We start from the raw sequence: 20,251 nt of genomic DNA, 5'->3' as shown, positions 1-20,251 counted from the left end.
AACGTTAAAGAATAAGTCCGGGATTCAGCGCCAGTGCTGAGCACCGGTTTCAGCCCCGGGACGGGGCCTATTTAGCGGTCCCCACGCGGATTTCGAGCAATGGCCTCCAAAATCGTGGCATGCACCTGCGGGGTCCCGCCCACGAAACCCTTCGAGTGTGCAGTCCACTCATTGCCCTCGGGGTCGCTCACACGGCCACCGGCAGCCTTAATGATGAGCGCGCCCGCCGCGTTATCCCACGGGTGCGGCGAGAAATTCACTGCACCGTCGAACACGCCCTGAGCGACAAAAGCGTTGTCCAGCCCCACCGACCCAGTCATGCGGGGCCGCAACCCGGTCTCCCGTAGGTCGTTGAATAGGCTCGTGGGCAGGTGCGAGGAGCAGCCCACGTGTCCGCGCGCTTCGTCGAATCCGAGAGCCTCCTCTCCTCCCCCGAACCCGGTCGCCGGGCCGCCGGTCGTACGCAGCGGCATCCCTTGCGCCGCAACAACACGGCGGTTCAACAATGGAAAGTCGGCGACGGCGACGACCGGCTTTGCATCGTGCAGGAGCGAAACAAGAATGCCGCAGCACGGATTCCCAGCCGAGTAGTTCGCGGTTCCGTCTACCGGATCCACAACCCACACCGTCTCCTCCAAGTTGCCACCGGACTCTTCACCGAACACCGGAATGCCGGTGAGCTGGCCCAATGTCTGGCGCAACTGCTGTTCGATGAGCAGATCCACCTCGGTAGCAAAGTCTCCTTCGCCTTTGAAACGCGCGGGTGCCGCGCCGAGGCCCCTGCGGAAGAGATCATCAACCTGGTCCACCGCGGCTTCCGCAAAGGCAACAAGTTCGCGCGGATCCGACGCTGAAGTTCCTGTCATCGGGGCCATAGGCCTACTTCTCCTCGATCGGGTCGATGTATTCCTCTCCCGGCAGCGGGGTAACCTCCGCAACGGCTGCAAGAGCCTCCTCCAAGGTGAAGCGCTCTTCGTAGAGTGCTTTACCGATGATGGCGGAATCGATCCCCTCGTTCTCGTAAAGAGCCAACTCGCGCAGATCGTCGAGAGTGGAAATGCCGCCGGAAGCAGTCACCTTGGCGTCCGTGGCGGCCGCCACCTCACGCAGCAGCTCGATATTGGGCCCCTGGAGCGTGCCATCCTTCGACACATCCGTCACCACGAAACGGGTGCAGCCAGCTGCGTCAAGGCGCTCGAGCACCTCCCAGAGGTCCCCGCCATCGGATACCCAGCCGTGACCGCGTGTGCGCCACTCACCATCCACCATCCGGACGGCGAGGTCCACTGCAATGCGGTCGCCATGCTCTGCGAGGACCTTGGCAATCCATTCTGGGTTTTCCAGCGCCGCGGTTCCAATATTGACGCGGCGGGCACCAGTGGCCAGTGCGCGCGCCAAGGAATCGTCGTCCCGGATGCCTCCGGTCAATTCCACGTCTAGGTCCACGCTCGTCGTAATTTCAGCGAGCAGCTCGTGATTGGAGCCACGACCGAAGGCGGCGTCCAAATCCACCGCGTGCAACCACTGCGCGCCTTGGGCCTGCCATTTGAGGGCGGCCTCCCGCGGCGATCCATAGGACTTTTCGGTTCCTGCTTCTCCTTGGTCGAGGCGTACTGCCTGACCATCAACGACGTCAACCGCGGGCAACAGTGTAAAGCTCATGGTGGGTAGTCTACCTTTCACGCGGGCTCTTTAAAGCGTTCCAATCCAGTTCTTTAGCAGCTGCGAGCCCACATCACCCGATTTCTCCGGATGGAACTGAGTGGCCCACAACGCACCGTTTTCTACCGCGGCGACAAAGCGGTCACCGCCATACTCAGACCACGCCACCTTCGGTGGCTCAGTAATCTCGGTCTCGAGCTCCCAGCTGCGCGCGGCATAGGAGTGCACGAAATAGAAGCGGTCATCCGCGCTCACGCCTTCAAACATGCAGCTACCGCTGGGAAGCTCCACGGTGTTCCATCCCATGTGGGGGAGGACGGGAGCCTGCAAGCGGGTGACCTCCCCGGGCCACTCGCCGCAACCTTCGGTGTGCACGCCGTGTTCAGTGCCTGACTCAAAAAGAATCTGCATACCCACACAGATTCCCAGGACGGGGCGCCCGCCAGCCAAGCGTTGGCCGATAATCCGTGGTCCCTGCGCGGCGCGCAGCCCCTCCATGCAGGCAGCGAAGGCGCCCACGCCGGGGACTAGGAGGCCATCGGCCTCCACGGCGGTCTTGGGGTCCGCGGTGACCGTCACGGTAGCGCCGACCCGCTCCAGCGCGCGCACTGCCGACCGGACATTGCCAGCACCATAATCCAGGACTACTACGTCGTATGAGCTCATCGTGGCTCCTTTCCGGGCCTCCTCGGCCTTCTAATCATGCGCAGGCGAGTCTGAATATCATTCAGCTCGCTCACACGGGTCTTGCCCAAAGCGCGGTCAGCCACGGACATGAGCAGGCCAACCGCAATGATGGCGGCACCAGCCGCGAAGGCGCCATCGTATCCGGACATAGCCACGACGGCGCCGAGAACCGTCGAACCAAGTCCAGTTCCACCGTCGTAGAAGATATTCCACACCGCAGAACCTTCGGACAGGCGCTCGCGAGGGAGACGGTCGAACATCGACAACAAGGCCTCGTTCTGGACGATGCCGAAACCCGCACCATAGATGACCGTGCCGAAGACGAGCAGCCATACTGACCATTCTTGCCACAGCACGGCGGCGATTAGACCCACACCAAAGACTGAGAAAGCCTGGGCTGGAATCATCAACGTGCCTGGCTGGCCCACGCGGTCCGCCACGACACCGGCGACATAGCGTGAAATCATGGCCGCGCCACCGATCACGGACAGCATGAGGCCACCCAGGACAGCGCCACGCTCAGGATCCAGCTCGCGCACCGCCGGGGAAATGAAATTGGAGGCGACGCCGTAGCTCACGGAGAAACTGGTCAGAGCGAGCGCTGGGACGAGCACAAGCTTCCACATTGGTGCCCGCGGAGTGGTATCCGTTGGGTCCGGCAACCCCACTGGAGCTGCCTTGATTTGCGGTACCAAAATGCAGGTAAAGAATCCCAGCAGGCCAAGGCCAGCGGCTAGGAGATACACCGTGTTGTAGTTAAAGGCTGAAGCCACTGCGAGACCCAAAGGCAAGAACGCCATCTGGGCTGCACCGATGAACAAACCGAAGATACCGGTGGCCTTGCCCAGCAAACGCCGCGGCGTAATTTCTGCGATGAGAGCGTTCTCCGCCACTGTGAGAGCGCCAAAACCGATGCCGCGCAGGGCGGAGAATCCCAGGGCGATCGGGGCGGCATCGCCCAGCATGTGCCCCAATGCCGGCAGCCCCAGCAACAGTGCCGAGGCCGCCATGATCGGACGGTACCCAAAGATGCGCAGCAGCATCGGAGTCGCCATCTGGGTAAGCACCGTGGCCAACATGAACACGCCGGTGGTGGCGCCAGCCAACGTGGCGGAGCCACCGGAGTCCAGCACGGCCAGGGGCACCACTGGAAGCAGGACCGACCAGGCACCGAAGGCGGAAACCACCGCGATCATGGTTTCCTTAAAGCCGGCGACCTTCCATACGCTCTGAGGGGTCTTTTCCGTCACTTCGCTGCCACCCCCGCTGAGAAGATGTCAAGCATCCAGGCCAGCGCCGCGATCGCGGAGACCGCCGCGAGCGCACCCGCGACCACGGTCATCAGCACCGAGCCATTCTGATACGCCGCCCACGCGCCGCCGACGAGCAAACCGGTGACCAGAAAGAGAATGAGAACCAACAAGTTCATAACGGCTTAGAGGGCTCCCTTCGTCGAAGGAACTCCGGTCACGCGCGGATCCCGCTCAGTAGCCTGGCGCAGGGCGCGGGCCACCGCCTTGTACTCAGCCTCCGTGATGTGGTGCGGATCGCGGCCGTACCGCACGTTGACATGCAGAGTCGTCGCCGAGTGCGTGGCAAAGGTTTCGAAGAAGTGACGGTTGATCACCGTGGCGTAGTGCCCGCCGATGACCTGCCACTCCATGTTTTCCGGTTCGCCATTCATCACGAAGTAGGGGCGCCCAGAAATGTCGACGACGGCCTCCACCAGTGCCTCATCCATGGGCAGCAGCTGGGACCCGAAACGGCGGATACCGGACTTGTCCCCCAATGCTTCCAGGAAGGCACGGCCGAGAACAATCGCGGTGTCTTCGACGGTGTGGTGGGCATCGATGTCGATATCGCCGTCGGCGTGGACGCGAAGGTCGAAGGAGCCGTGGGTGCACACAGCATTCAGCATGTGATCAAAGAACGGCAGCCCCGTCGAAATATCCGCTTGGCCGGTGCCATCGAGGTTGATTTCTACAGAGATTTTTGTCTCCCCAGTAACGCGCTCGGCGCGGCCAATGCGGTCGCCGCCATCGCGGCGTGCAGCTTCATCAGCGCTCATCGTCCCCACTCTCCTCCTTCAAATCGTGCCCCATAGGAGGGGCTCAGTTAATCATCTCTACTGTATCTGCCAAGTCCTCTGCGGCCGAAAGGAAGGCATCATTCTCTTCAGGCAGGCCAATCGTGGCGCGCAGGAGTCCCGGTACGCCGTTATCTCGGATCAAGACATCGCGGTCCAGGAACCCCTGCCACACCGCGTGCTGATCGGCAAAGCGTCCGAAGGACACGAAGTTGGATTCGCTCGGCACCACGTAGTACCCGAGCTCCTGGAGCCGTGCGACAACCCGGTCCCGCTCCGCCGACAGCTTCGCCACGGTGCCCAAAGTCTCCTCCTTGTGTGTCAGAGCCACGGTGGCCGCGATCTGGGAGAGGACAGAGAGGTGATAGGGCAGGCGGACGAGCATCACGGCTTCCACGAAAGCCGGATCGGCCACGAAGTAGCCCAAGCGTCCGCCGGCGAAATCGAAGGCCTTGGACATCGTGCGTGAGACCACGAGCTTGGTCGGATATTTCGCCAGCAGCGTGGTGGCAGAAGGTGAAGGCGAGAACTCCATGTAGGCCTCGTCCACGATGACGATGCCCGGCGCGGCCTGCACGATCTTCTCCACTAGGTCGATCGGGGTGACGTCACCGGTGGGATTGTTCGGGGTGGTAATAAAGACAACGTCGGGGCGGTGCTTGGCGACGGCCTCCAGCGCCTCCTTTTCCGCAATGCGGAAATCCTCGTTCCGCGGGCAGGAGATGAATTCGGTTTGGGTGCCCGCGCACAGGATGGGGTGCATGGAATAGCTCGGGGTAAATCCCAGCGCGCTGCGCCCCGGCCCTCCGAAGGCTTGGAGCAGCTGCTGCAGCACCTCGTTGGAACCATTGGCCGCCCACACGTTGTCCACGCTGACATTCACGCCGGTCTGCTCACTGACATACCCCGCCAGCGCTGTGCGCAGTTCGACGGCGTCGCGCTCTGGATAGCGGTTGAGCTCTCGGGCGTGCTTTTCGACGGCCGCCACGATGTCCTTGACCAGCGCCTCCGACGGCGGGTAGGGGTTCTCGTTGGTGTTGAGCTGGTTGGTCACCGTCAGCTGCGGGGCTCCATAGGCACTGGAGCCGCGCAATTCTTCGCGCAGGGGAAGATCCTTCAACTCAGCCATTACTTAAGCCTCTACTTTCTGGGTATCTGGGGCATCGGCGAATCGTGCAGCAATTGCTTCACCGTGGGCAGGCAGTGCCTCCGCGGTGGCAAAGGCAATCACATTCTCCGCCACCTCCCCGAGTGCTGCGCGGTCATACTCGATGAGGTTGACCGGGCGCAGGAAGGTGTGCGTCGACAGCCCAGCGCTAAACCGCGCGGTTCCCGAGGTGGGCAAGACGTGGTTGGAGCCAGCGGAGTAATCACCGAGCGGCACCGGCGAATAATCACCCACGAAAATGGCACCGGCGTGGCGGATACGCTCCGCTACTGCCCGGGCATTCTTCGTGTGAACCTCCAAGTGCTCAGCGGCATAGGCGTCCGCGACAGCAATGCCCGCTTCGAGGTCATCGACCAACACGATGCCGGACTGTTCGCCGCGCAAAGCCTCAGCTGCGCGCTCGGCGTTCGCGGTGGCGGTGTAGCGCTGAGCTACTTCCGCATTCACGGCGGCAGCAAGCTCCTCCGAGTCGGTGATGAGCACGGAGGCAGCCATCGGATCATGCTCCGCCTGAGAAATGAGGTCATAGGCCACGTAGACCGGGTTGGCGGTCTCGTCGGCCAGGATAACGATCTCGGTGGGGCCGGCTTCCGCATCGATACCCACCACGCCGTGTACCGCGCGCTTGGCAGCAGCAACAAAGACATTGCCGGGGCCGGTGATGATGTCCACGGGCTCAAGAGCATCCTCCCCCGTGGCGGGTTCATCGTCGCCGTAGGCCAGCAAGGCGATGGCTTGTCCACCACCGACTGCCCAGACATCGTCCACGCCGAGCATGTGGCACGTAGCCAGCACCGTCGGGTGCGGCAGGCCGCCGAATTCCTTCTGCGGCGGAGAAGCCACGACCATCGCTTCAGCGCCTGCTTCTTGGGCCGGGACGGCATTCATAATGACGGAGGATGGGTACACCGCCTTGCCTCCTGGCACATACAGTCCTACCCGCTCAATGGGTTGAAAAACCTCGGTAACCGTTGCACCTGGCGCCAGCGTTGTCGTGTGTGGGGCCGGCTTCTGGTCCGCGTGAACGGCGCGCACGCGGGCGATAGATTCTTCGATAGCTGCCCGGACCTGAGGGGCCAGTTCTTGGGCCGCCTTCTCGAGCTCCTCATGCGGGACCCGCACCGTGGCGGGGCGGATGCCATCGAATTTCTCACCAAAGTCGAGGGCCGCCGCAACACCACCTTCTCGCACCTTGTTCACCATGGGGATAACAATGTCCATGACTGAGGAAACATCGGTTCCGCCTCGCGGCAATACTCGGCGCAGGCGGGAGGTGGTGAGAGTCTCTCCGCGCAGGTCAATGGTTCGTAGCATGCTCAAGCCCTTTTCATAATATACAGCCGCATAATATGCAGCGGTTTCTATACCTTCCCATTACTATACCCGTGCCAAAAAGCCAGCGAGCTGGCAGGTGCAGGTTATAGAATGTGTCACTACTAACACGTTCCGGCACCCCGACTCGGCGAAGGGAGGCGGCGAGATGAGCAACGGCGCCGAAGGTAATGACAGCCACTCCACCTCGGATCTGCTTGCCCGTGTGGAGCACCTCGCGCACCGCGAAAGCCTCCACTGCATCCGGGTCAGCGCGCACGAACTCCTCTTCCCCCATCCGCCGCTCGGGGAGACCCGTGCCTTTATGGATACCGAGGGCGAGCCTATTTTGCGCTTCTGCACCACCCACCACGGTGTCTTGGGCTTCGGCGATATCCCCGCACTCAGCGAGTTCGTCAACGACTGGAACCACGATTGTCTTTCGCCGCAGCTCGTGCTCAATTATTCCTCCCCGACCGAGGTCGAGGTGTGGGGCCATTCCTTCCTCGTCGTGCACCAGAAACCCACGGCGGCCCAGCTCTCCGCCTCTGTCGTTCCTGCGCTGCACAACGCGTCGGCCTGCCTTGAGGAATTAGCGGATTATTTCCCCGTTCTGACGCTTCCCCGCCCGGCGGCTCCGGAAGAACAGATAGAGCTCGACGGCCCCGTCGGCACAGTCGACACCGCTCGTCTCGGGGAGCTGTTACCCGCCCTCGGTATTACGCGTTTCCAAGCAGATGCGGAAGAGGCCGTCTACGCGTGGATTAACGATGTCCTCTTTGCCTTCGCCATCGACTCTGGGCCGAGCCTCATCATTAAAGGCCATTGGGATCCCAACCTCCCAGGCAGCGAATTCTCCAAAATTTTCCTCATCTGCAATGACTGGAACCGCACCAACCACTCGGCTTCTGCCTTCTGCCACTCCAACGTCGATGGCTTGCAGGTGCGCATTGACTACGCCGTCATGACGGGCGCTGGGCTTTCCGACGCCCAACTGATCACCGCCCTAGGCCGCGGCATCAAACACGTCCTCCACGGCATCGATGACATTTCACGCGATGCTGTGGGCTCCTCCCCCGTCGCTTGGCCCTAAGGAGCCTCTGCCTCAGCCACCATTGCCTCCGCTTCTTCGTCGTCCACGGCACGAGGAGGATTGACAAATACTGCGGACCAGTACGTAAACATGGCCATGAACGGCCCCACGAGCCAGGCGATGCCGGGCGAGAATTTCGGCACGAACTCCACAATTTCCCCGGGATCGTCCGGGATACTCGTTGCGGTAGCTCCACCAAAGACGTAGAACGACGCCGCGCCAGCCAAGGAAGCCAGGGCTACCCACAGCAATACCCCGACGCCGCGGTAGCGCTCGCCGCGCCGATAGGCAATAAGCCCCAACGCCATACCCAGGGCACCGGTAATGAGTACAAAAGTAATGTAGGAATCAAACTGAACGTTAGCGACGTTGCGCAGGGCGTAGCCGCCATCATCAACCCGGTGCCCCTTCAGGGCAGGACGCCACAGCCCCCACGCGGCGCCGGCCACAGAAAACCCGAGGAGCGCTAACGCGAGCAACCCCGCACCAAATCCGATGGCGCGGGGTATGCGAAAGCTAGGTGCACGCAGTGCAGGCACGATATGTTCTAGCCGCAGAAGGTCCAGTTGCCGTTCTCACGCTTGAAGCGCATGGTGGAGCTGTCCATGCCCTTGCTGGTGTTGACGTTCACGGTTGCGGATGCATCGTCACCGTTGACCACGACATCGTTGATGGACTCAACACCGGTCTTGGACCAGTCAAAGCCTTCCATCTGCGAGGTGTCCTGGCCAGCTGCCGCCATCATGTCCTTGAGCTGGTCCATCGGAACATCCGGAACCTGGTTGTAGTCCACCTGGTCAAGGCCGGAGTTCGGGTCGTTGCGCACTTCAGCGCAGGTGTGCTCCGGGAGGTACTTCACGAAGGAACGCATGGTCTGCTGCTCGTACATGCCACGGACCAGACCATTGATGCCGTCAATGTCTTCCTGGCTTGCAGCCTCACCCTGGACCGGCTCAACCTTCGGCATGCTCTGGAACGGATCCACACCGTTCTCGAAGGGGTTAGCCATGGCCTGGTTTTCGCCGCCCTCGGGGTTCTCCCCTTCCGGCTTCGGATCGGCGTTCTCGCCGTCCTTATTCTCTTCGCCTTCCTTCTTTTCGTCTCCCTCCTTCTTTTCAGAATCCTTCTCCTTCGACTGCCCCTCGGAGGTCTTGTCCTTGGACTCCGTCGTGGTGGTGGTCTTCACCGCGGAGGAAGCGGTATCGGTAGCGTTCTCATCATCGGAACCGCAAGCAGCCAAGGAGAGCGGCGCGACGAGCGCAACAGCGACGAGGGACTTCTTGGCAGGTGTCAGAAAAGACAAGGGATAACTCCTAATATCTATAGAGAGCGATAGTAAAACCACGCTGGGCGTGGCAGTTGCTCTTGGACACTTCACATAACCCTAACAAGGCATGATTGTATAAACCCTACACTTCACCTTGAAGCTTCCTGTGAGCCACGCTTGGTGTTTTTCCGCGCCGCGTAGAGTGGGTTGTTGTGCACCTTTCTCGCGACGCTATCGTTTCCACCGCCCTCGAGCTCTTGACACGCTACGGGCTCGCCGATGTCACCATGCGCCGTGTTGCCACCAACCTCGGCGTTGCTCCCGGCGCGCTGTACTGGCATGTGGCCAATAAGCAATCGCTCATCGCCGCAATGACCTCCGAGATCCTCTCCCCCGTTACAGGAGAGACCACAACGGAGCTGGTCAGCTCCCTTCATGGGGAACTCACACGCTGGCGCGACGGCGCCGAAGTCGCCATAGCAGGTGCCGCTTTCCCCGAATCCTCAGCAAGTTCTGACTTGGAGGAGCTTTTCACCTCCGCGTTGAAGCGGGAAGCCCCCGGGGCATCACCGGAGGATAGTGGCGTCGCCGCCCGCGCTCTCATCCATTACGTCCTGGGAGCGACCTTCATGGAGCAATCCCGAGAACAGCTCAGTGGGGCGTCACCAAGCGCAGCTCCCTCAGCGTCGAATGCTGTGTCAGGCGTTGACACCTTGGTGCGCGCCGCAGAACTCATGGTCGCGGGTTTACGCACGCTGTGAACCGATCGCATGCAGCGGAATTGACTAAACTAAGCCTCATGACTGAGACCCGTGCTGATATAACGCCATCTCGCCAGGTGTGGCCTGGTTCCCCCTCCCCACTCGGCTCCACCTTCGATGGGGCCGGTACTAATTTTGCTATCTTTTCCGAGATCGCCGAGAAGGTCGAGCTCTGCCTCATCGATCACAACGGCAACGAAGAACGCATTGAACTGACCGAGATCACCGCCCACGTCTGGCATGCCTACCTTCCCAACGTCAGCCCGGGGCAGCGCTATGGCTACCGCATCCATGGCCCTTATGAACCAGAACATGGCCTGCGCTGCGATCCTTCAAAGCTTCTTGTCGATCCTTATGCTCGCGCCTTCGACGGTGATTTTGATGGCGATGCCTCTCTGTACTCCTACGATATCTTCGCGGACGAGCCCGGCACCGGACGCAACGACGATGATTCCCTAGGCCACACAATGCTGTCGGTGGTGATTAATCCCTTCTTCGAGTGGCACGGCGACAACCGCCCCCACACGCCAGATAACGAGACCATCATCTACGAAGCCCACGTCAAGGGCATGACGATGACGCACCCGGATGTTCCGGAGGAGCTGCGCGGAACCTATGCCGGCATGGCACACCCGGCCATCATCAACTACTTCAAGGACCTGGGTGTGACAGCCGTCGAGCTGCTGCCAGTCCACCAGTTCCTGCAGGATGATCGCCTGCGCCAGCTGGGGCTGCGCAACTACTGGGGCTATAACACCTTCGGCTTCTTCGCGCCCCATGCGGACTATGCCTACGCCAAGAAGCCCGGCGAGGTGGTCGCCGAGTTCAAGGCCATGGTTCGCGCCTACCACGAGGCCGGCATCGAAATCATCCTCGACGTTGTCTACAACCACACCGCCGAGGGCAACCACATGGGTCCGACCATTGCTTTCCGCGGCATTGATAACCACGCCTATTACCGGTTGGTTGATGACAACCCCGAGCACTACATGGACTACACCGGCACCGGTAACTCTCTTAATGTCCGCCACCCGCACTCCCTCCAGTTGATCATGGATTCGCTGCGCTACTGGGTAACGGAAATGCGCGTCGACGGCTTCCGCTTCGACCTGGCTTCCACCTTGGCGCGCGAGCTTGATGACGTCGACAAGCTGGCTACCTTCTTCGATCTAGTCCAGCAAGATCCGGTGGTTTCCAAGGTCAAGCTCATCGCCGAGCCCTGGGACGTGGGCCATAACGGCTACCAGGTTGGTAACTTCCCGCCCATTTGGAGCGAGTGGAACGGCAAGTACCGCGACACCGTCCGTGACTTTTGGCGCGGCGAGCCGTCGACGATGGGCGAGTTTGCCTCGCGCCTGACCGGATCTTCCGACCTCTACGCCAACAACGGCCGCCGCCCCACCGCGTCCATCAATTTCATCACCGCGCACGATGGCTTCACGCTGCGTGATTTGGTCTCCTACAACGAAAAACACAATGCCGAAAACGGAGAAGACAACCGCGACGGTGAATCCCACAACCGCTCCTGGAACCACGGTGTGGAGGGCCCCACTGACGACGAAGAGATTAAGAAGCTTCGCCGCCGCCAGGTGCGTAACTTCCTCACCACCCTTCTGCTGTCCCAGGGCACCCCGATGCTATGCCACGGCGATGAGCTGGGCCGCACCCAGGGTGGCAACAACAATGTGTACTGCCAAGACAACGAGATTTCGTGGATCGATTGGTCGATGTTGGAGCAAGAGAAGAACATCGCCATGCACGGCTTTACCAAGCGCCTGATTAATATCCGCAAGAACCACCCGGTGTTCCGTCGCCAGCGTTTCTTGGCCGGCGGCCCCTTCGGTTCTGAGGTGAAAGACCGAGATATTGCGTGGCTGGTTCCCTCCGGCAAGCTGATGACCCCTGAAGACTGGGACTTTGAGTTCGGTAAGGCGCTTATGGTCTACCTCAACGGCAACGCGATTACGGAGACGACTGCCCGGGGTGAGCGCATCACGGATGATTCCTTCATCATGATCTTCAACGCTCACCACGAGGAGATCGAGTTCACTCTGCCGAAGAAGGACTTGGGTGCTAGCTGGCGCCTCATCGTGGATACGTCTGACTCCGGTGGCTACCCAGATGAAGAAAAGCTCATCGCGGCTGAGGGATCCATCGTGGTGCAACCGCGCACGTCGCTCATCCTCCGCCAGACCGAGCCGCCGGTTTTCGATGACAGCGATGAGTCCGCCGGAGCAGACGAGAACTAGACTGCTCCTTTACCACCTACGCTCTGCTCCCCTGTCCTGAAAGGAATCTGTGTCCTATACCGCCCATGGCGCTGTCATTGATGTCACCGCCGATGCCCTCACGTTCCGCCGCTCCCAGCTTGCTGCGTCCCTCGGCGCACCGGCCCACGAGGCTCTCTCGATGGCCGATGCCACGAGCGTGGAGTGCACGGCGCCAACGGCCACGGGCTTCGGGCAGGTCGTGGTGCGCGGCACGGTCGATGCTGCGGGGAATGCTGGGGACACGGTCATCCGCTTCGCCCCAGGCCAGGACGCGGAGGCCTTCGCTCAGGCGGTCAAGGCCGCCCTCCGCGGCGAAGCGCCGGCGACCAGCAGCCGAGTCGACGGACTGAATTTCACCGCTGTCGATGTGGAAACCGCTAACGACAACTGGGGTTCGGTCTGCCAAATCGGCGCGGTCCGCTTCCGCGATGGTGAAGAAACTGAGTCCCGCACGTGGCTTTGTACTCCCCCGCCGGGTCTGGAGCACTTCGACGATGTCAACATCAGTATCCACGGCATCACAGCAGACGACGTCGCCGGCGCTTCCCCCTTCGCGGACGCCGCTGCCGAGCTCTTCGAGTTCCTCGGTTCCGACACGTTGGTCGCCCACAACGCGCAATTCGATTCCACCGCTTTGCGCAGTGGCCTCCAGAAGGCGGCGGCTCCAGTCCCAGAAGTGCGCCTAGCATGTTCGCTAGCGCTGGCTCGCGACGCCTCCCGCGCCGGCGTTATCGACGTGGCCAACCATAAGCTTCCCACCGTTGCCTCCTACATTGGCGCCGAAGATTTTCAGCACCACGAGGCCACGGCGGATGCCCGCGCCGCTGGGGAAATTGTCAGCGCCTTGGCTCAACGTTTTGGCCACTCCGGTTCCATCGAGGAATTGTTCTCTACCCGCGAGTTTGCACTGGGAACCTTAAGCAAGGAGGCGGTTATCCCTGTCCTCCGCGCCAACACCGCGCCGCTTTCCGCAGCAGACCTAGGCGCGGGAACAGATTTCCGCGACAACACCCGCATGGCGGGTGCTACCTCAGGTGCTCAGAAGAAGCGCTCCTCCTCGCAGGAGCGCCGCGGGCCGGCCCCGTGGCAGTCCGTGTCCACCCCGGACACCATCCCGGATCCGAACCCCGATGCCGACCCGGAAGGCACGTTGTTTGGCCAGAATGTCACCCTCACCGGTGACTTTGAGCCTTTCGACAAGGGCTTGTTGTGGTCCAAGATCGCTGAGCGCGGCGGCCAGGTAGGCAAAAACGTCACGAAGAAGACCACCATCCTCGTCGTGGGCCAGTGGGCCACCAAGACGTCGAAGGAAAAGCGTGCCGAAGAGCTGCAAAGCAACGGCCAGGACATCGCCATCTGGCAGTCCGACAAGCTTTTAGAGGAACTGCAGCTCGACGAAGCCCCACCGTTCTAGGCAGTAAAAGGCGCTAGGGCGCTAGGGCATCCAGGCTCTAGCGCGCGGTGAAATTTCTCTTCTCCGGTGGGAACCTGTGGGCGCAAGACACAGTCCAATAAAGGCAAGGAATCCGCACTAGCCTACCTTTCACGGAGACGAACACATGACCATCGCGCTGCCCACCTCGCTTCACGTCGATCACCTACTCCCTTCGCTCTGCCCGAGCGAAGAGCTCAACGGAATTAAGCTGTGCGATGATGGCTTCGGCGACTCGCCCGCGCGCATCCAGCTCTCGCGGACCCTATCGATGTCCATGGTGCACGGCACGGGTGCCGAAACCAAGCGCGTGAGCCAGCGTGCGTTGGACGATCTGGGCCTGACTACGCGCCAAGCGTGGGATACCGCAGCGCTCAATCTTCAACGCCGCGCGTTAACACAGCAGGGACTGCGTTTCTTTACCCGGCCAGCGGAGCAGAGTCTCAGCGGCGCTGAAGGCAGCCTCGAGGTGCGCGTGCATCGCTGCACCGTATCGTCGTGGTTGGCGCATCCGCAGGCCTTCGTTATCCTGGATAATCATCTGAAACGCTTGAGCCAAGCCACGAGTATTACCTACCTCGTTCCTGATGCGCACACCCTCTACGCGCTGCTGAACGTTTCCCCACAGCGAGCGACGGAACTGGCCTGCCGCGCGGCCGAGTTGCGCCCGCGCCATCGTCCCCCTCTGAGCCTGCAACCACTAGTATTGGCTAACGGCTTCCCTCTCGAGGTGTAGATACGCCTCACGTCATTCTTGCCGTGGCCGAAAGGAGTCACGTTCTTCACAATGCCTGAATCATCCATGTCCCGCCTGGGCAACCAGTACCACTCCTGGGTACGCGCGCACCCCACCGCGGCGCAAGACTTCCGCGACGCCATCGAGGACTTGTTGAACGACGCCGGAATTATCTTCGACCGCGTGGCCACCCGCGTAAAACAATGGCCGTCGCTCAAGGCCAAGGCGAAGAAGCGTCGGGAGAACGGCGAGCTCATGTATCCGAGCCCGTGGGAGGATATTCACGATGTCTTAGGCGTGCGGATTACTGTCTTCCACTCCACGATTATCCCAGAGGCCCTGGAGGTTTTAGGAGAGACCTTTACCGTGCTTCGCTCAGTGGATAAGGCAGCGGAGACGCGAATTTCCGGTGGCTTTGGTTATGGCTCCCATCACTTGGTACTGACGGTATCGGAGGATAGCGCCGCCACGCTGGAGGAACTTGAGCCTTATATCGGCTGGACCTTCGAGATTCAGATTCGCACCGTACTCCAGCACGCGTGGGCCGAGTTCGAACACGATATCCGCTACAAACAGGGTCCGAATCCTCCCTCCCCACAGGTCGATCGGCTCTTTACGCTCGCCGCAGGCCTCATTGAGCTGGCGGATCAGCAATTCGATGAAATCGCCGCGCTCAAGGCTCCCAGCTCTGAGACGGACGATGACGTGGAAATCACGGCAGAGACCCTCCCCGGCGTCCTCGCCATCATTCTGGGTAACCGCTTTCCGCGTTCACGCTCGGAGCACTACCGCTTCCTGGCGGAGCTTTTAGAAAACAACGGCATCACACACTTGAGCCAGCTCAGGCAGCTACTCGATGATGACGACATCGCCCACGTTCACGACGCCATGCGCTACCGCTTCCGCCCGGGCCAGGTCAGGCTTATCGACGACCTGCTGCTCAACAAATTCGGCGCCCAGCACATCGAGGCCACCGCCGATGCCGGCGACCGCAGGGACCGCAAGCGCCGCTTGAACGCGCGCCTGAAGGCCTTAAAGAACTTCCGGAATAATTAGCGGAATCCGCCGCGGAACTTCTCCATCTGCCGGCGCTCCTTCTTCGTGGGGCGGCCGGCACCGCGCGGGCGGACCGGGACGGAGGGCATGAACTCCTTCGGCGGTGGCGGCGGGGCATGGTCGATGTAACAGGTGCGCGCAATCGGGGCGCCGACGCGCTTGGACACGGTAGCAAGCACCTCAAGGTCATGCTCGTGATGGTTGCGCCACACGCGCACGCGGTCGCCGGGCACAACCTGCTGCGCGGGCTTGGTGGCGTTGCCGTTGAGTTTGACGTGCCCAGCGCGCACGGCAGTGGCGGCTTCCGAGCGCGTCTTGAACATGCGCACGGACCAGACCCAGGCATCGATGCGCACGGGCCGCCCGTCGGGCTGATTCACCATAGGTTCTTAAAAGTTGTGGTTCTCGTTCACGATCTTCTGGATCTTGACCCAGTTGTAGACGCCGCCGACCACGGCGACGACGAGGCCAATCGCCATCCAAGTCCAGAAAGCGGTGAGCGCCCAGCCCAAGAGGACACCGCCGGCGACGCCGCCCACGACGCAGATAGCTCCATTGCGGGCGTGGGTGCGCACGGCTTGCTTGCGTTGCTCGATGGGGTTGTTGGGGCGTCGCTGCATAGTCATGGGGCTTATTCTACATGGACAGAAGCTAGCGGCCTGAAAGCTCGACCCAGGCAGTTCCAGCTTCCTTCGGTTCTGCCTCGCCCTGGGTCAGCGCCGCGAGCGTCGCCGCGAGTTCCTCCTTGCCGCCGGGCTCCACAGACACGGTGAAGGTCACCGCCTGGCCGTAGGCGGTATCCACCATGTCCACGCCACGGTTGCGCAACTCCGCCTCCAGCCGCCCGGCCTCCGCGTGCGAAACCTCGACGGTATAGAGCTCGCGCAAGGCACGCGTGACGGGCTCAACCTGCTCCATCGTCTCGCTGACGGCACCTCCATAGGCGTGCACGAGCCCGCCCGCGCCCAGCTTGATACCGCCGAAGTAGCGCACCACGACCGCGCAGATATCGAGCAGTCCGGAGCCCTTCAGAACATCGAGCATCGGCTTGCCCGCCGTGCCGGAGGGCTCGCCATCATCGGAGGAGCGCTCCACTGGATTCGAGCCGTCAACGTGGTAGATGTAGGCCGAGCAGTGGTGGCGGGCGTCAGGGAAGCGGTCGCGGGCGCCGTCGATAAGCGTGCGTGCTTCCTCTTCCGTCGTGGCGCGACCGATGAGGGTGATAAACCGCGAGCGCTTGATCTCAATCTCGTGCTCGACAATCTCACCGGCGGCGGGGCGCTGATAGCTCTCCAGCATTATGCGACGAGGAAGTCGTACTCAGGCGTGCCGGGCTGAAGCTGCTGGCAATTGAGCTTCGACGCCTCCATGCGCTCGAGTAGTCCGTCAATGCCTGCGGCACTCCCCAGCTCGATACCTACCAGCGCGGCGCCGGTCTCACGGTTGTTGCGCTTGAGGTACTCGAACAGCGTGATGTCATCTTCTGGGCCAAGAACATCCTGGAGGAAGTGGCGCAACTGGCCGGGCTCCTGCGGGAAGTTCACCAGGAAGTAGTGCTTGAGTCCGCGGTGCACCAGGGAGCGCTCCATGATTTCGGCATAGCGAAGCACGTCATTATTGCCGCCGGAAATCACGCAGACCACCGTTGAGCCCGGCTGTAGGTTGAGCGTGCGCAGGCCGGTCACGCTCAGCGCGCCGGCGGGTTCGGCGATGATGCCCTCGTTTTGGTAGAGCGCGAGCTGCTCCGTGCACACGGCGCCTTCCGAGACGATGTCATGGTGCAGGCGGCCCTGGTTGGCTTCCAAAATCTTGAAAGGCAGCTCACCGATGCGCTTGACGGCAGCACCGTCGACGAAAGGATCGACGGTCTCCAGGGTCACCGGCTCACCGGCCGCAAACGCAGCGCTCAGCGACGCCGCCCCGGCCGGCTCAATGCCCACCACCGCGGTGCGCGGGGCCATATCGGCGAGGTAAGAGGTGATGCCGGAAATGAGTCCGCCGCCGCCCACGGGGACCACCACGGTATCCAAGGACTTGCCCATTGAGGACAGCTGGGACACGATTTCCGCGGCCACAGTTCCCTGACCGGTGACGGTATCGCGCGAGTCGAAAGGCTCGATGAAGAAGGCGCCGCGCTCGGCGGCATCCGCGTGCGCGGCCGCAGCCGCCTCGTCGAAGTTGGCGCCGGTGACCACCAACTCCACGAAATCACCACCGTGAACCAGGATGCGGTCGCGTTTTTGCTTCGGGGTCGGTTCCGGCACGTAGATCTTGCCGTGGATTCCCATGGTGCGGCAGGCGTAGGCGACGCCCTGGGCGTGATTTCCCGCCGAGGCGGTAACTATCCCCTGCGTGCGCTGCTCTTCGCTGAGGTTTGACATGCCGTAAATAGCCCCGCGGATCTTGTAGGAGCGCACATCCTGCAGATCTTCGCGCTTCAGGTACACCTCATAACCTGTCTCTTGGGACAGGCGCGGGCAGTACTGCAGCGGAGTCGGGGCAATCTCCGAGCTAATTCGCGATTGGGCCAGTTGGATATCAGAGGCGTGGATAGGCTCGAAGTCTTGCGGGATGGTTGTCATGGTGGCTTATTTTAGCGCCCCGCCCTCCACGCGTCGCACATTACCTAGCAATCGACCGGTTCACCGAACGTTTACCCAGATCTCGCTTGGCCGCAACTTACTGTTCCCCAAAAGCACTAGGGGCAAACGTACGGTGGTGCGGAATCTTTTCGTCTCGCAACAAGGAGTCTTTCTGCATGTCTCGTTCTATCTCCCGCCGCTCCCTCACCCTGTGCGCTGCGACCGCCACGTGTCTTAGCCTGGCTGTGCCGACTTCCTCGGCCGCGATTGTGGATAACGTCATCGAGCACTCTGCTGCGGACGCTAACCTCAAGGTCACCCCGATTGGCACCTATGAGTCTGGGGTCTACGAAGAGTCCGCCGCAGAGATCGTGGCCTTCCACCCGGCCTCCAAGCGCATTCTCACCGTCAACGCGCATGCGGGCCAGATTGATGTCCTCGATGCTTCGGATCCGACCAAGCTCACGCTCATCGGTTCCATTTCTGCTGGCGAGGGCAAGGAAATCAACTCCGTGGCCGTGCGCCCCGATGGCCTGGCTGTGGCCGCCGTCCAGCAAGCGGACAAGACCGAGGAGGGCGAAGCACTGTTCTTCAACGCCGCGGCCGAGGACCTGGCGACCGCCGAATTAGGGCGCGTGATGGTGGGCGCGTTGCCGGATAACGTCCACATCACCGCCGATGGTGGCTACGCTCTCCTCGCCAATGAGGGCGAGCCCTCGAACGAGCTCAACGCCGAGGGCACCGATTACGTCACGGACCCGGAAGGTTCCGTCTCCGTCATTAAGCTGCCGGAGGGTGTTGAGGCTCCAACCCAAGCGGACGCCCGTATCGCCGACTTCTCTGCCTTCGACGGTCAGCCTTTGCCGGAGGGCGTGCGCGTCTTCGGCCCCTCCGGCCACGATTCCAAGCCCTCAATCGACTTCGAGCCGGAGTACATCACCTCCCAGGACGGCAAGGCCTTTGTAACGCTGCAGGAGGCCAACGCCATCGGTGTCATTGACATCGAGTCCGCCACCGTGGAAAAGATTCTGCCCGCACACATTGCGGATCACTCGACAGTCCCGCTGGACCCCTCGAACAAGGATGACAAGGCGGAGCTGCGCACCATCCCGGTTAAGGGTCTGTCCATGCCCGATTCCATCGGTGCCTTCACCGCTGGCGGCCACACCTACTTCGCCACCGCGAACGAGGGCGACGCCCGCGAATGGGGCGTGGAGGAGAAGGACGGCGGTTCCGGCGTTTACACCGATGAGGTGGAGCTCAAGGACGTGGTCGAGGATGGCAAGGTGTGCGAGGGCGCGCTTGGCGACGTCGACCTGGACAAGCTCGCCGACAAGAAGGAAGCCGGCAACCTGAAGCTGAGCAACGCCTCTGGCTGGAACGAAGAGAAGGGCTGCTTCGACGAGCTTTATGCTTACGGCTCCCGCTCCTTCAGCATCTACGACGCGGAGGGCAACGTTGTCTTCGACTCCGGTGCCGAGTTCGAAAAGATCACCGCCGAGCTCAACGAGCCGGGCGTGTTCCACCACAACGCCGATAATGAGAGCGCCGAGTTTGATGACCGCTCCGACAACAAGGGCCCCGAGCCCGAGGCTCTCACTATCGGCACCGTGGGAGATCGCACATACGCCTTCATCGGCGCGGAGCGCGTCGGCGGCGTCTTCGTCTACGATGTCACCGACCCTGCTAACTCTTCCTTCGTTACCTACGTCAACAACCGCGACTTCTCCACCGACGAGTCCGCTGCTGCCGGCGACCTAGGCCCGGAGGGCTTTGCCTTCGTCGACAAGGCGGACTCCCCCAACGGCGAGTACCTGCTCATCGTCGGCAACGAGGTATCCGGAACCACGACCGTCTACTCCGTGAAGGATCTCCTCGCTGGCGACAAGGACGACGAGGAGAAGCCGGACGAGAATCCGGATGAGAACCCTGGCGATGACTCGCAGGACCAGGACGACCAGAACAAGGACGGCCAGAGCTCCCGCCCATCCACCGCGGCCATCATCGCTGGTTCTGTCATCGGTGTCGTCGCCGCCCTAGCCGCTGCCGTAGGTCTGCTGCGTGCCCCGGGTATCCGTGAAACGGTTCTCAGCCTGGCCCCAGCACCGCTGCGCGAGCAGCTGGAGAAGTTCCTCTAACC

At 61.8% G+C, this 20,251-nt stretch carries 21 protein-coding genes; 7 read left to right on the top strand and 14 right to left on the bottom strand.

What is annotated here, in order from left to right:
* Nucleotides 1–71 precede the first annotated feature (71 nt).
* Genes HMPREF2807_RS10130 through hisD form a run of 8 tightly spaced genes read right to left on the bottom strand, consistent with a single transcriptional unit; the run spans nucleotide 72 to nucleotide 6,917 of the window.
* On the bottom strand, nucleotides 72–875 hold the full coding sequence (locus HMPREF2807_RS10130; protein WP_070512542.1) for an inositol monophosphatase family protein: 804 nt from the start codon (nucleotides 873–875) through the stop codon (nucleotides 72–74).
* A gap of 4 nt (nucleotides 876–879) precedes the next feature.
* Complete coding sequence (priA, locus tag HMPREF2807_RS10125; RefSeq protein WP_049155328.1) at nucleotides 880–1,662, bottom strand: bifunctional 1-(5-phosphoribosyl)-5-((5-phosphoribosylamino)methylideneamino)imidazole-4-carboxamide isomerase/phosphoribosylanthranilate isomerase PriA; 783 nt, start codon at nucleotides 1,660–1,662, stop codon at nucleotides 880–882.
* Nucleotides 1,663–1,692: 30 nt separating this feature from the next.
* Complete coding sequence (hisH, locus tag HMPREF2807_RS10120) at nucleotides 1,693–2,328, bottom strand: imidazole glycerol phosphate synthase subunit HisH (RefSeq protein ID WP_070512539.1); 636 nt, start codon at nucleotides 2,326–2,328, stop codon at nucleotides 1,693–1,695.
* Entirely contained in the window at nucleotides 2,325–3,545 is a 1,221-nt protein-coding gene (locus tag HMPREF2807_RS10115; RefSeq protein WP_049155324.1) for an MFS transporter, read from the bottom strand. The genes hisH and HMPREF2807_RS10115 overlap by 4 nt, the downstream gene beginning before the upstream one ends.
* Before the next feature lie 50 nt (nucleotides 3,546–3,595).
* Nucleotides 3,596–3,778: a hypothetical protein gene (locus tag HMPREF2807_RS10110; RefSeq protein WP_049155322.1), complete on the bottom strand. Its 183-nt coding sequence runs from the start codon at nucleotides 3,776–3,778 to the stop codon at nucleotides 3,596–3,598.
* A 6-nt stretch (nucleotides 3,779–3,784) separates the two neighbouring features.
* Nucleotides 3,785–4,417, bottom strand: coding sequence for an imidazoleglycerol-phosphate dehydratase HisB (gene hisB / locus HMPREF2807_RS10105; RefSeq protein WP_049155321.1), 633 nt, complete (start codon nucleotides 4,415–4,417; stop codon nucleotides 3,785–3,787).
* Nucleotides 4,418–4,460: 43 nt separating this feature from the next.
* Complete coding sequence (locus tag HMPREF2807_RS10100) at nucleotides 4,461–5,564, bottom strand: histidinol-phosphate transaminase (RefSeq protein WP_049155319.1); 1,104 nt, start codon at nucleotides 5,562–5,564, stop codon at nucleotides 4,461–4,463.
* Nucleotides 5,565–5,567: 3 nt separating this feature from the next.
* Nucleotides 5,568–6,917: a histidinol dehydrogenase gene (gene hisD / locus HMPREF2807_RS10095; RefSeq protein WP_070512537.1), complete on the bottom strand. Its 1,350-nt coding sequence runs from the start codon at nucleotides 6,915–6,917 to the stop codon at nucleotides 5,568–5,570.
* Nucleotides 6,918–7,083: 166 nt separating this feature from the next.
* Here hisD and HMPREF2807_RS10090 point away from each other — a divergent pair, with 166 nt between their 5' ends.
* On the top strand, nucleotides 7,084–8,007 hold the full coding sequence (locus HMPREF2807_RS10090; protein WP_070512533.1) for a YbjN domain-containing protein: 924 nt from the start codon (nucleotides 7,084–7,086) through the stop codon (nucleotides 8,005–8,007).
* On the opposite strand, the gene HMPREF2807_RS10085 is transcribed toward HMPREF2807_RS10090, so the two are convergent.
* Both HMPREF2807_RS10085 and HMPREF2807_RS10080 read right to left on the bottom strand, forming a co-directional pair.
* Nucleotides 8,004–8,546 (bottom strand): hypothetical protein, encoded by a 543-nt coding sequence (locus tag HMPREF2807_RS10085; RefSeq protein WP_232751663.1) that lies wholly within the window; start codon nucleotides 8,544–8,546, stop codon nucleotides 8,004–8,006. The genes HMPREF2807_RS10090 and HMPREF2807_RS10085 overlap by 4 nt on opposite strands.
* 8 nt (nucleotides 8,547–8,554) lie before the next feature.
* A complete protein-coding gene (locus HMPREF2807_RS10080) occupies nucleotides 8,555–9,310 on the bottom strand; it encodes a hypothetical protein (protein ID WP_049155315.1) in 756 nt (251 codons plus the stop codon).
* A gap of 176 nt (nucleotides 9,311–9,486) precedes the next feature.
* On the opposite strand from HMPREF2807_RS10080, the gene HMPREF2807_RS10075 reads away from it, so the two are divergent.
* From HMPREF2807_RS10075 to HMPREF2807_RS10055, 5 genes are all read left to right on the top strand, one after another.
* Nucleotides 9,487–10,035 carry a TetR family transcriptional regulator gene (locus HMPREF2807_RS10075; RefSeq protein ID WP_049155313.1) on the top strand — a complete coding sequence of 183 codons (549 nt, stop codon included), beginning with the start codon at nucleotides 9,487–9,489 and terminating at the stop codon, nucleotides 10,033–10,035.
* 38 nt (nucleotides 10,036–10,073) lie between these two features.
* Nucleotides 10,074–12,284: a glycogen debranching protein GlgX gene (glgX, locus tag HMPREF2807_RS10070; RefSeq protein WP_070512529.1), complete on the top strand. Its 2,211-nt coding sequence runs from the start codon at nucleotides 10,074–10,076 to the stop codon at nucleotides 12,282–12,284.
* A 49-nt stretch (nucleotides 12,285–12,333) separates the two neighbouring features.
* A complete protein-coding gene (locus HMPREF2807_RS10065; RefSeq protein ID WP_070512527.1) occupies nucleotides 12,334–13,719 on the top strand; it encodes a 3'-5' exonuclease in 1,386 nt (461 codons plus the stop codon).
* A 145-nt stretch (nucleotides 13,720–13,864) separates the two neighbouring features.
* Nucleotides 13,865–14,473, top strand: coding sequence for a hypothetical protein (locus tag HMPREF2807_RS10060; RefSeq protein ID WP_070512523.1), 609 nt, complete (start codon nucleotides 13,865–13,867; stop codon nucleotides 14,471–14,473).
* A gap of 51 nt (nucleotides 14,474–14,524) precedes the next feature.
* Nucleotides 14,525–15,529, top strand: coding sequence for a GTP pyrophosphokinase (locus HMPREF2807_RS10055; RefSeq protein ID WP_070512519.1), 1,005 nt, complete (start codon nucleotides 14,525–14,527; stop codon nucleotides 15,527–15,529).
* On the opposite strand, the gene HMPREF2807_RS10050 is transcribed toward HMPREF2807_RS10055, so the two are convergent.
* The 4 genes from HMPREF2807_RS10050 to ilvA are packed head-to-tail and all read right to left on the bottom strand — an operon-like array spanning nucleotide 15,526 to nucleotide 18,111.
* Entirely contained in the window at nucleotides 15,526–15,912 is a 387-nt protein-coding gene (locus HMPREF2807_RS10050) for an RNA-binding S4 domain-containing protein (RefSeq protein ID WP_010190494.1), read from the bottom strand. The two genes, HMPREF2807_RS10055 and HMPREF2807_RS10050, sit on opposite strands and share 4 nt — an antisense overlap.
* A gap of 6 nt (nucleotides 15,913–15,918) precedes the next feature.
* Nucleotides 15,919–16,155 (bottom strand): hypothetical protein, encoded by a 237-nt coding sequence (locus HMPREF2807_RS10045; protein WP_046647994.1) that lies wholly within the window; start codon nucleotides 16,153–16,155, stop codon nucleotides 15,919–15,921.
* A gap of 25 nt (nucleotides 16,156–16,180) precedes the next feature.
* Entirely contained in the window at nucleotides 16,181–16,828 is a 648-nt protein-coding gene (locus HMPREF2807_RS10040) for a YigZ family protein (RefSeq protein WP_046647993.1), read from the bottom strand.
* Nucleotides 16,828–18,111, bottom strand: coding sequence for a threonine ammonia-lyase IlvA (ilvA, locus tag HMPREF2807_RS10035; RefSeq protein WP_070512516.1), 1,284 nt, complete (start codon nucleotides 18,109–18,111; stop codon nucleotides 16,828–16,830). Before ilvA ends, HMPREF2807_RS10040 begins: the two co-directional genes overlap by 1 nt.
* Before the next feature lie 176 nt (nucleotides 18,112–18,287).
* On the opposite strand from ilvA, the gene HMPREF2807_RS10030 reads away from it, so the two are divergent.
* Nucleotides 18,288–20,249, top strand: coding sequence for a choice-of-anchor I family protein (locus HMPREF2807_RS10030; protein ID WP_070512513.1), 1,962 nt, complete (start codon nucleotides 18,288–18,290; stop codon nucleotides 20,247–20,249).
* The last annotated feature ends 2 nt before the right edge of the window (nucleotides 20,250–20,251 follow it).

It is taken from the genome of Corynebacterium sp. HMSC074A09 (genome assembly GCF_001811545.1).
Taxonomy (GTDB): domain Bacteria; phylum Actinomycetota; class Actinomycetes; order Mycobacteriales; family Mycobacteriaceae; genus Corynebacterium; species Corynebacterium hiratae.
The sequence above is the reverse complement of the archived record's forward strand: the minus strand, read 5'-3'. Positions and strand labels throughout refer to the sequence as shown.

Coding starts and splice junctions, on each gene's coding strand:
- HMPREF2807_RS10115 (WP_049155324.1), bottom strand. CDS start 3,545: ATGATCGCGGTGGTTTCCGCCTTCGGTGCCTGGTCGGTCCTGCTTCCA.
- hisH (WP_070512539.1), bottom strand. CDS start 2,328: ATGAGCTCATACGACGTAGTAGTCCTGGATTATGGTGCTGGCAATGTC.
- HMPREF2807_RS10055 (WP_070512519.1), top strand. CDS start 14,525: ATGCCTGAATCATCCATGTCCCGCCTGGGCAACCAGTACCACTCCTGG.
- ilvA (WP_070512516.1), bottom strand. CDS start 18,111: ATGACAACCATCCCGCAAGACTTCGAGCCTATCCACGCCTCTGATATC.
- HMPREF2807_RS10100 (WP_049155319.1), bottom strand. CDS start 5,564: ATGGCTGAGTTGAAGGATCTTCCCCTGCGCGAAGAATTGCGCGGCTCC.
- hisB (WP_049155321.1), bottom strand. CDS start 4,417: ATGAGCGCTGATGAAGCTGCACGCCGCGATGGCGGCGACCGCATTGGC.
- HMPREF2807_RS10090 (WP_070512533.1), top strand. CDS start 7,084: ATGAGCAACGGCGCCGAAGGTAATGACAGCCACTCCACCTCGGATCTG.
- hisD (WP_070512537.1), bottom strand. CDS start 6,917: ATGCTACGAACCATTGACCTGCGCGGAGAGACTCTCACCACCTCCCGC.
- priA (WP_049155328.1), bottom strand. CDS start 1,662: ATGAGCTTTACACTGTTGCCCGCGGTTGACGTCGTTGATGGTCAGGCA.
- HMPREF2807_RS10050 (WP_010190494.1), bottom strand. CDS start 15,912: ATGGTGAATCAGCCCGACGGGCGGCCCGTGCGCATCGATGCCTGGGTC.
- glgX (WP_070512529.1), top strand. CDS start 10,074: ATGACTGAGACCCGTGCTGATATAACGCCATCTCGCCAGGTGTGGCCT.
- HMPREF2807_RS10040 (WP_046647993.1), bottom strand. CDS start 16,828: ATGCTGGAGAGCTATCAGCGCCCCGCCGCCGGTGAGATTGTCGAGCAC.
- HMPREF2807_RS10110 (WP_049155322.1), bottom strand. CDS start 3,778: ATGAACTTGTTGGTTCTCATTCTCTTTCTGGTCACCGGTTTGCTCGTC.
- HMPREF2807_RS10030 (WP_070512513.1), top strand. CDS start 18,288: ATGTCTCGTTCTATCTCCCGCCGCTCCCTCACCCTGTGCGCTGCGACC.
- HMPREF2807_RS10045 (WP_046647994.1), bottom strand. CDS start 16,155: ATGACTATGCAGCGACGCCCCAACAACCCCATCGAGCAACGCAAGCAA.
- HMPREF2807_RS10060 (WP_070512523.1), top strand. CDS start 13,865: ATGACCATCGCGCTGCCCACCTCGCTTCACGTCGATCACCTACTCCCT.
- HMPREF2807_RS10130 (WP_070512542.1), bottom strand. CDS start 875: ATGGCCCCGATGACAGGAACTTCAGCGTCGGATCCGCGCGAACTTGTT.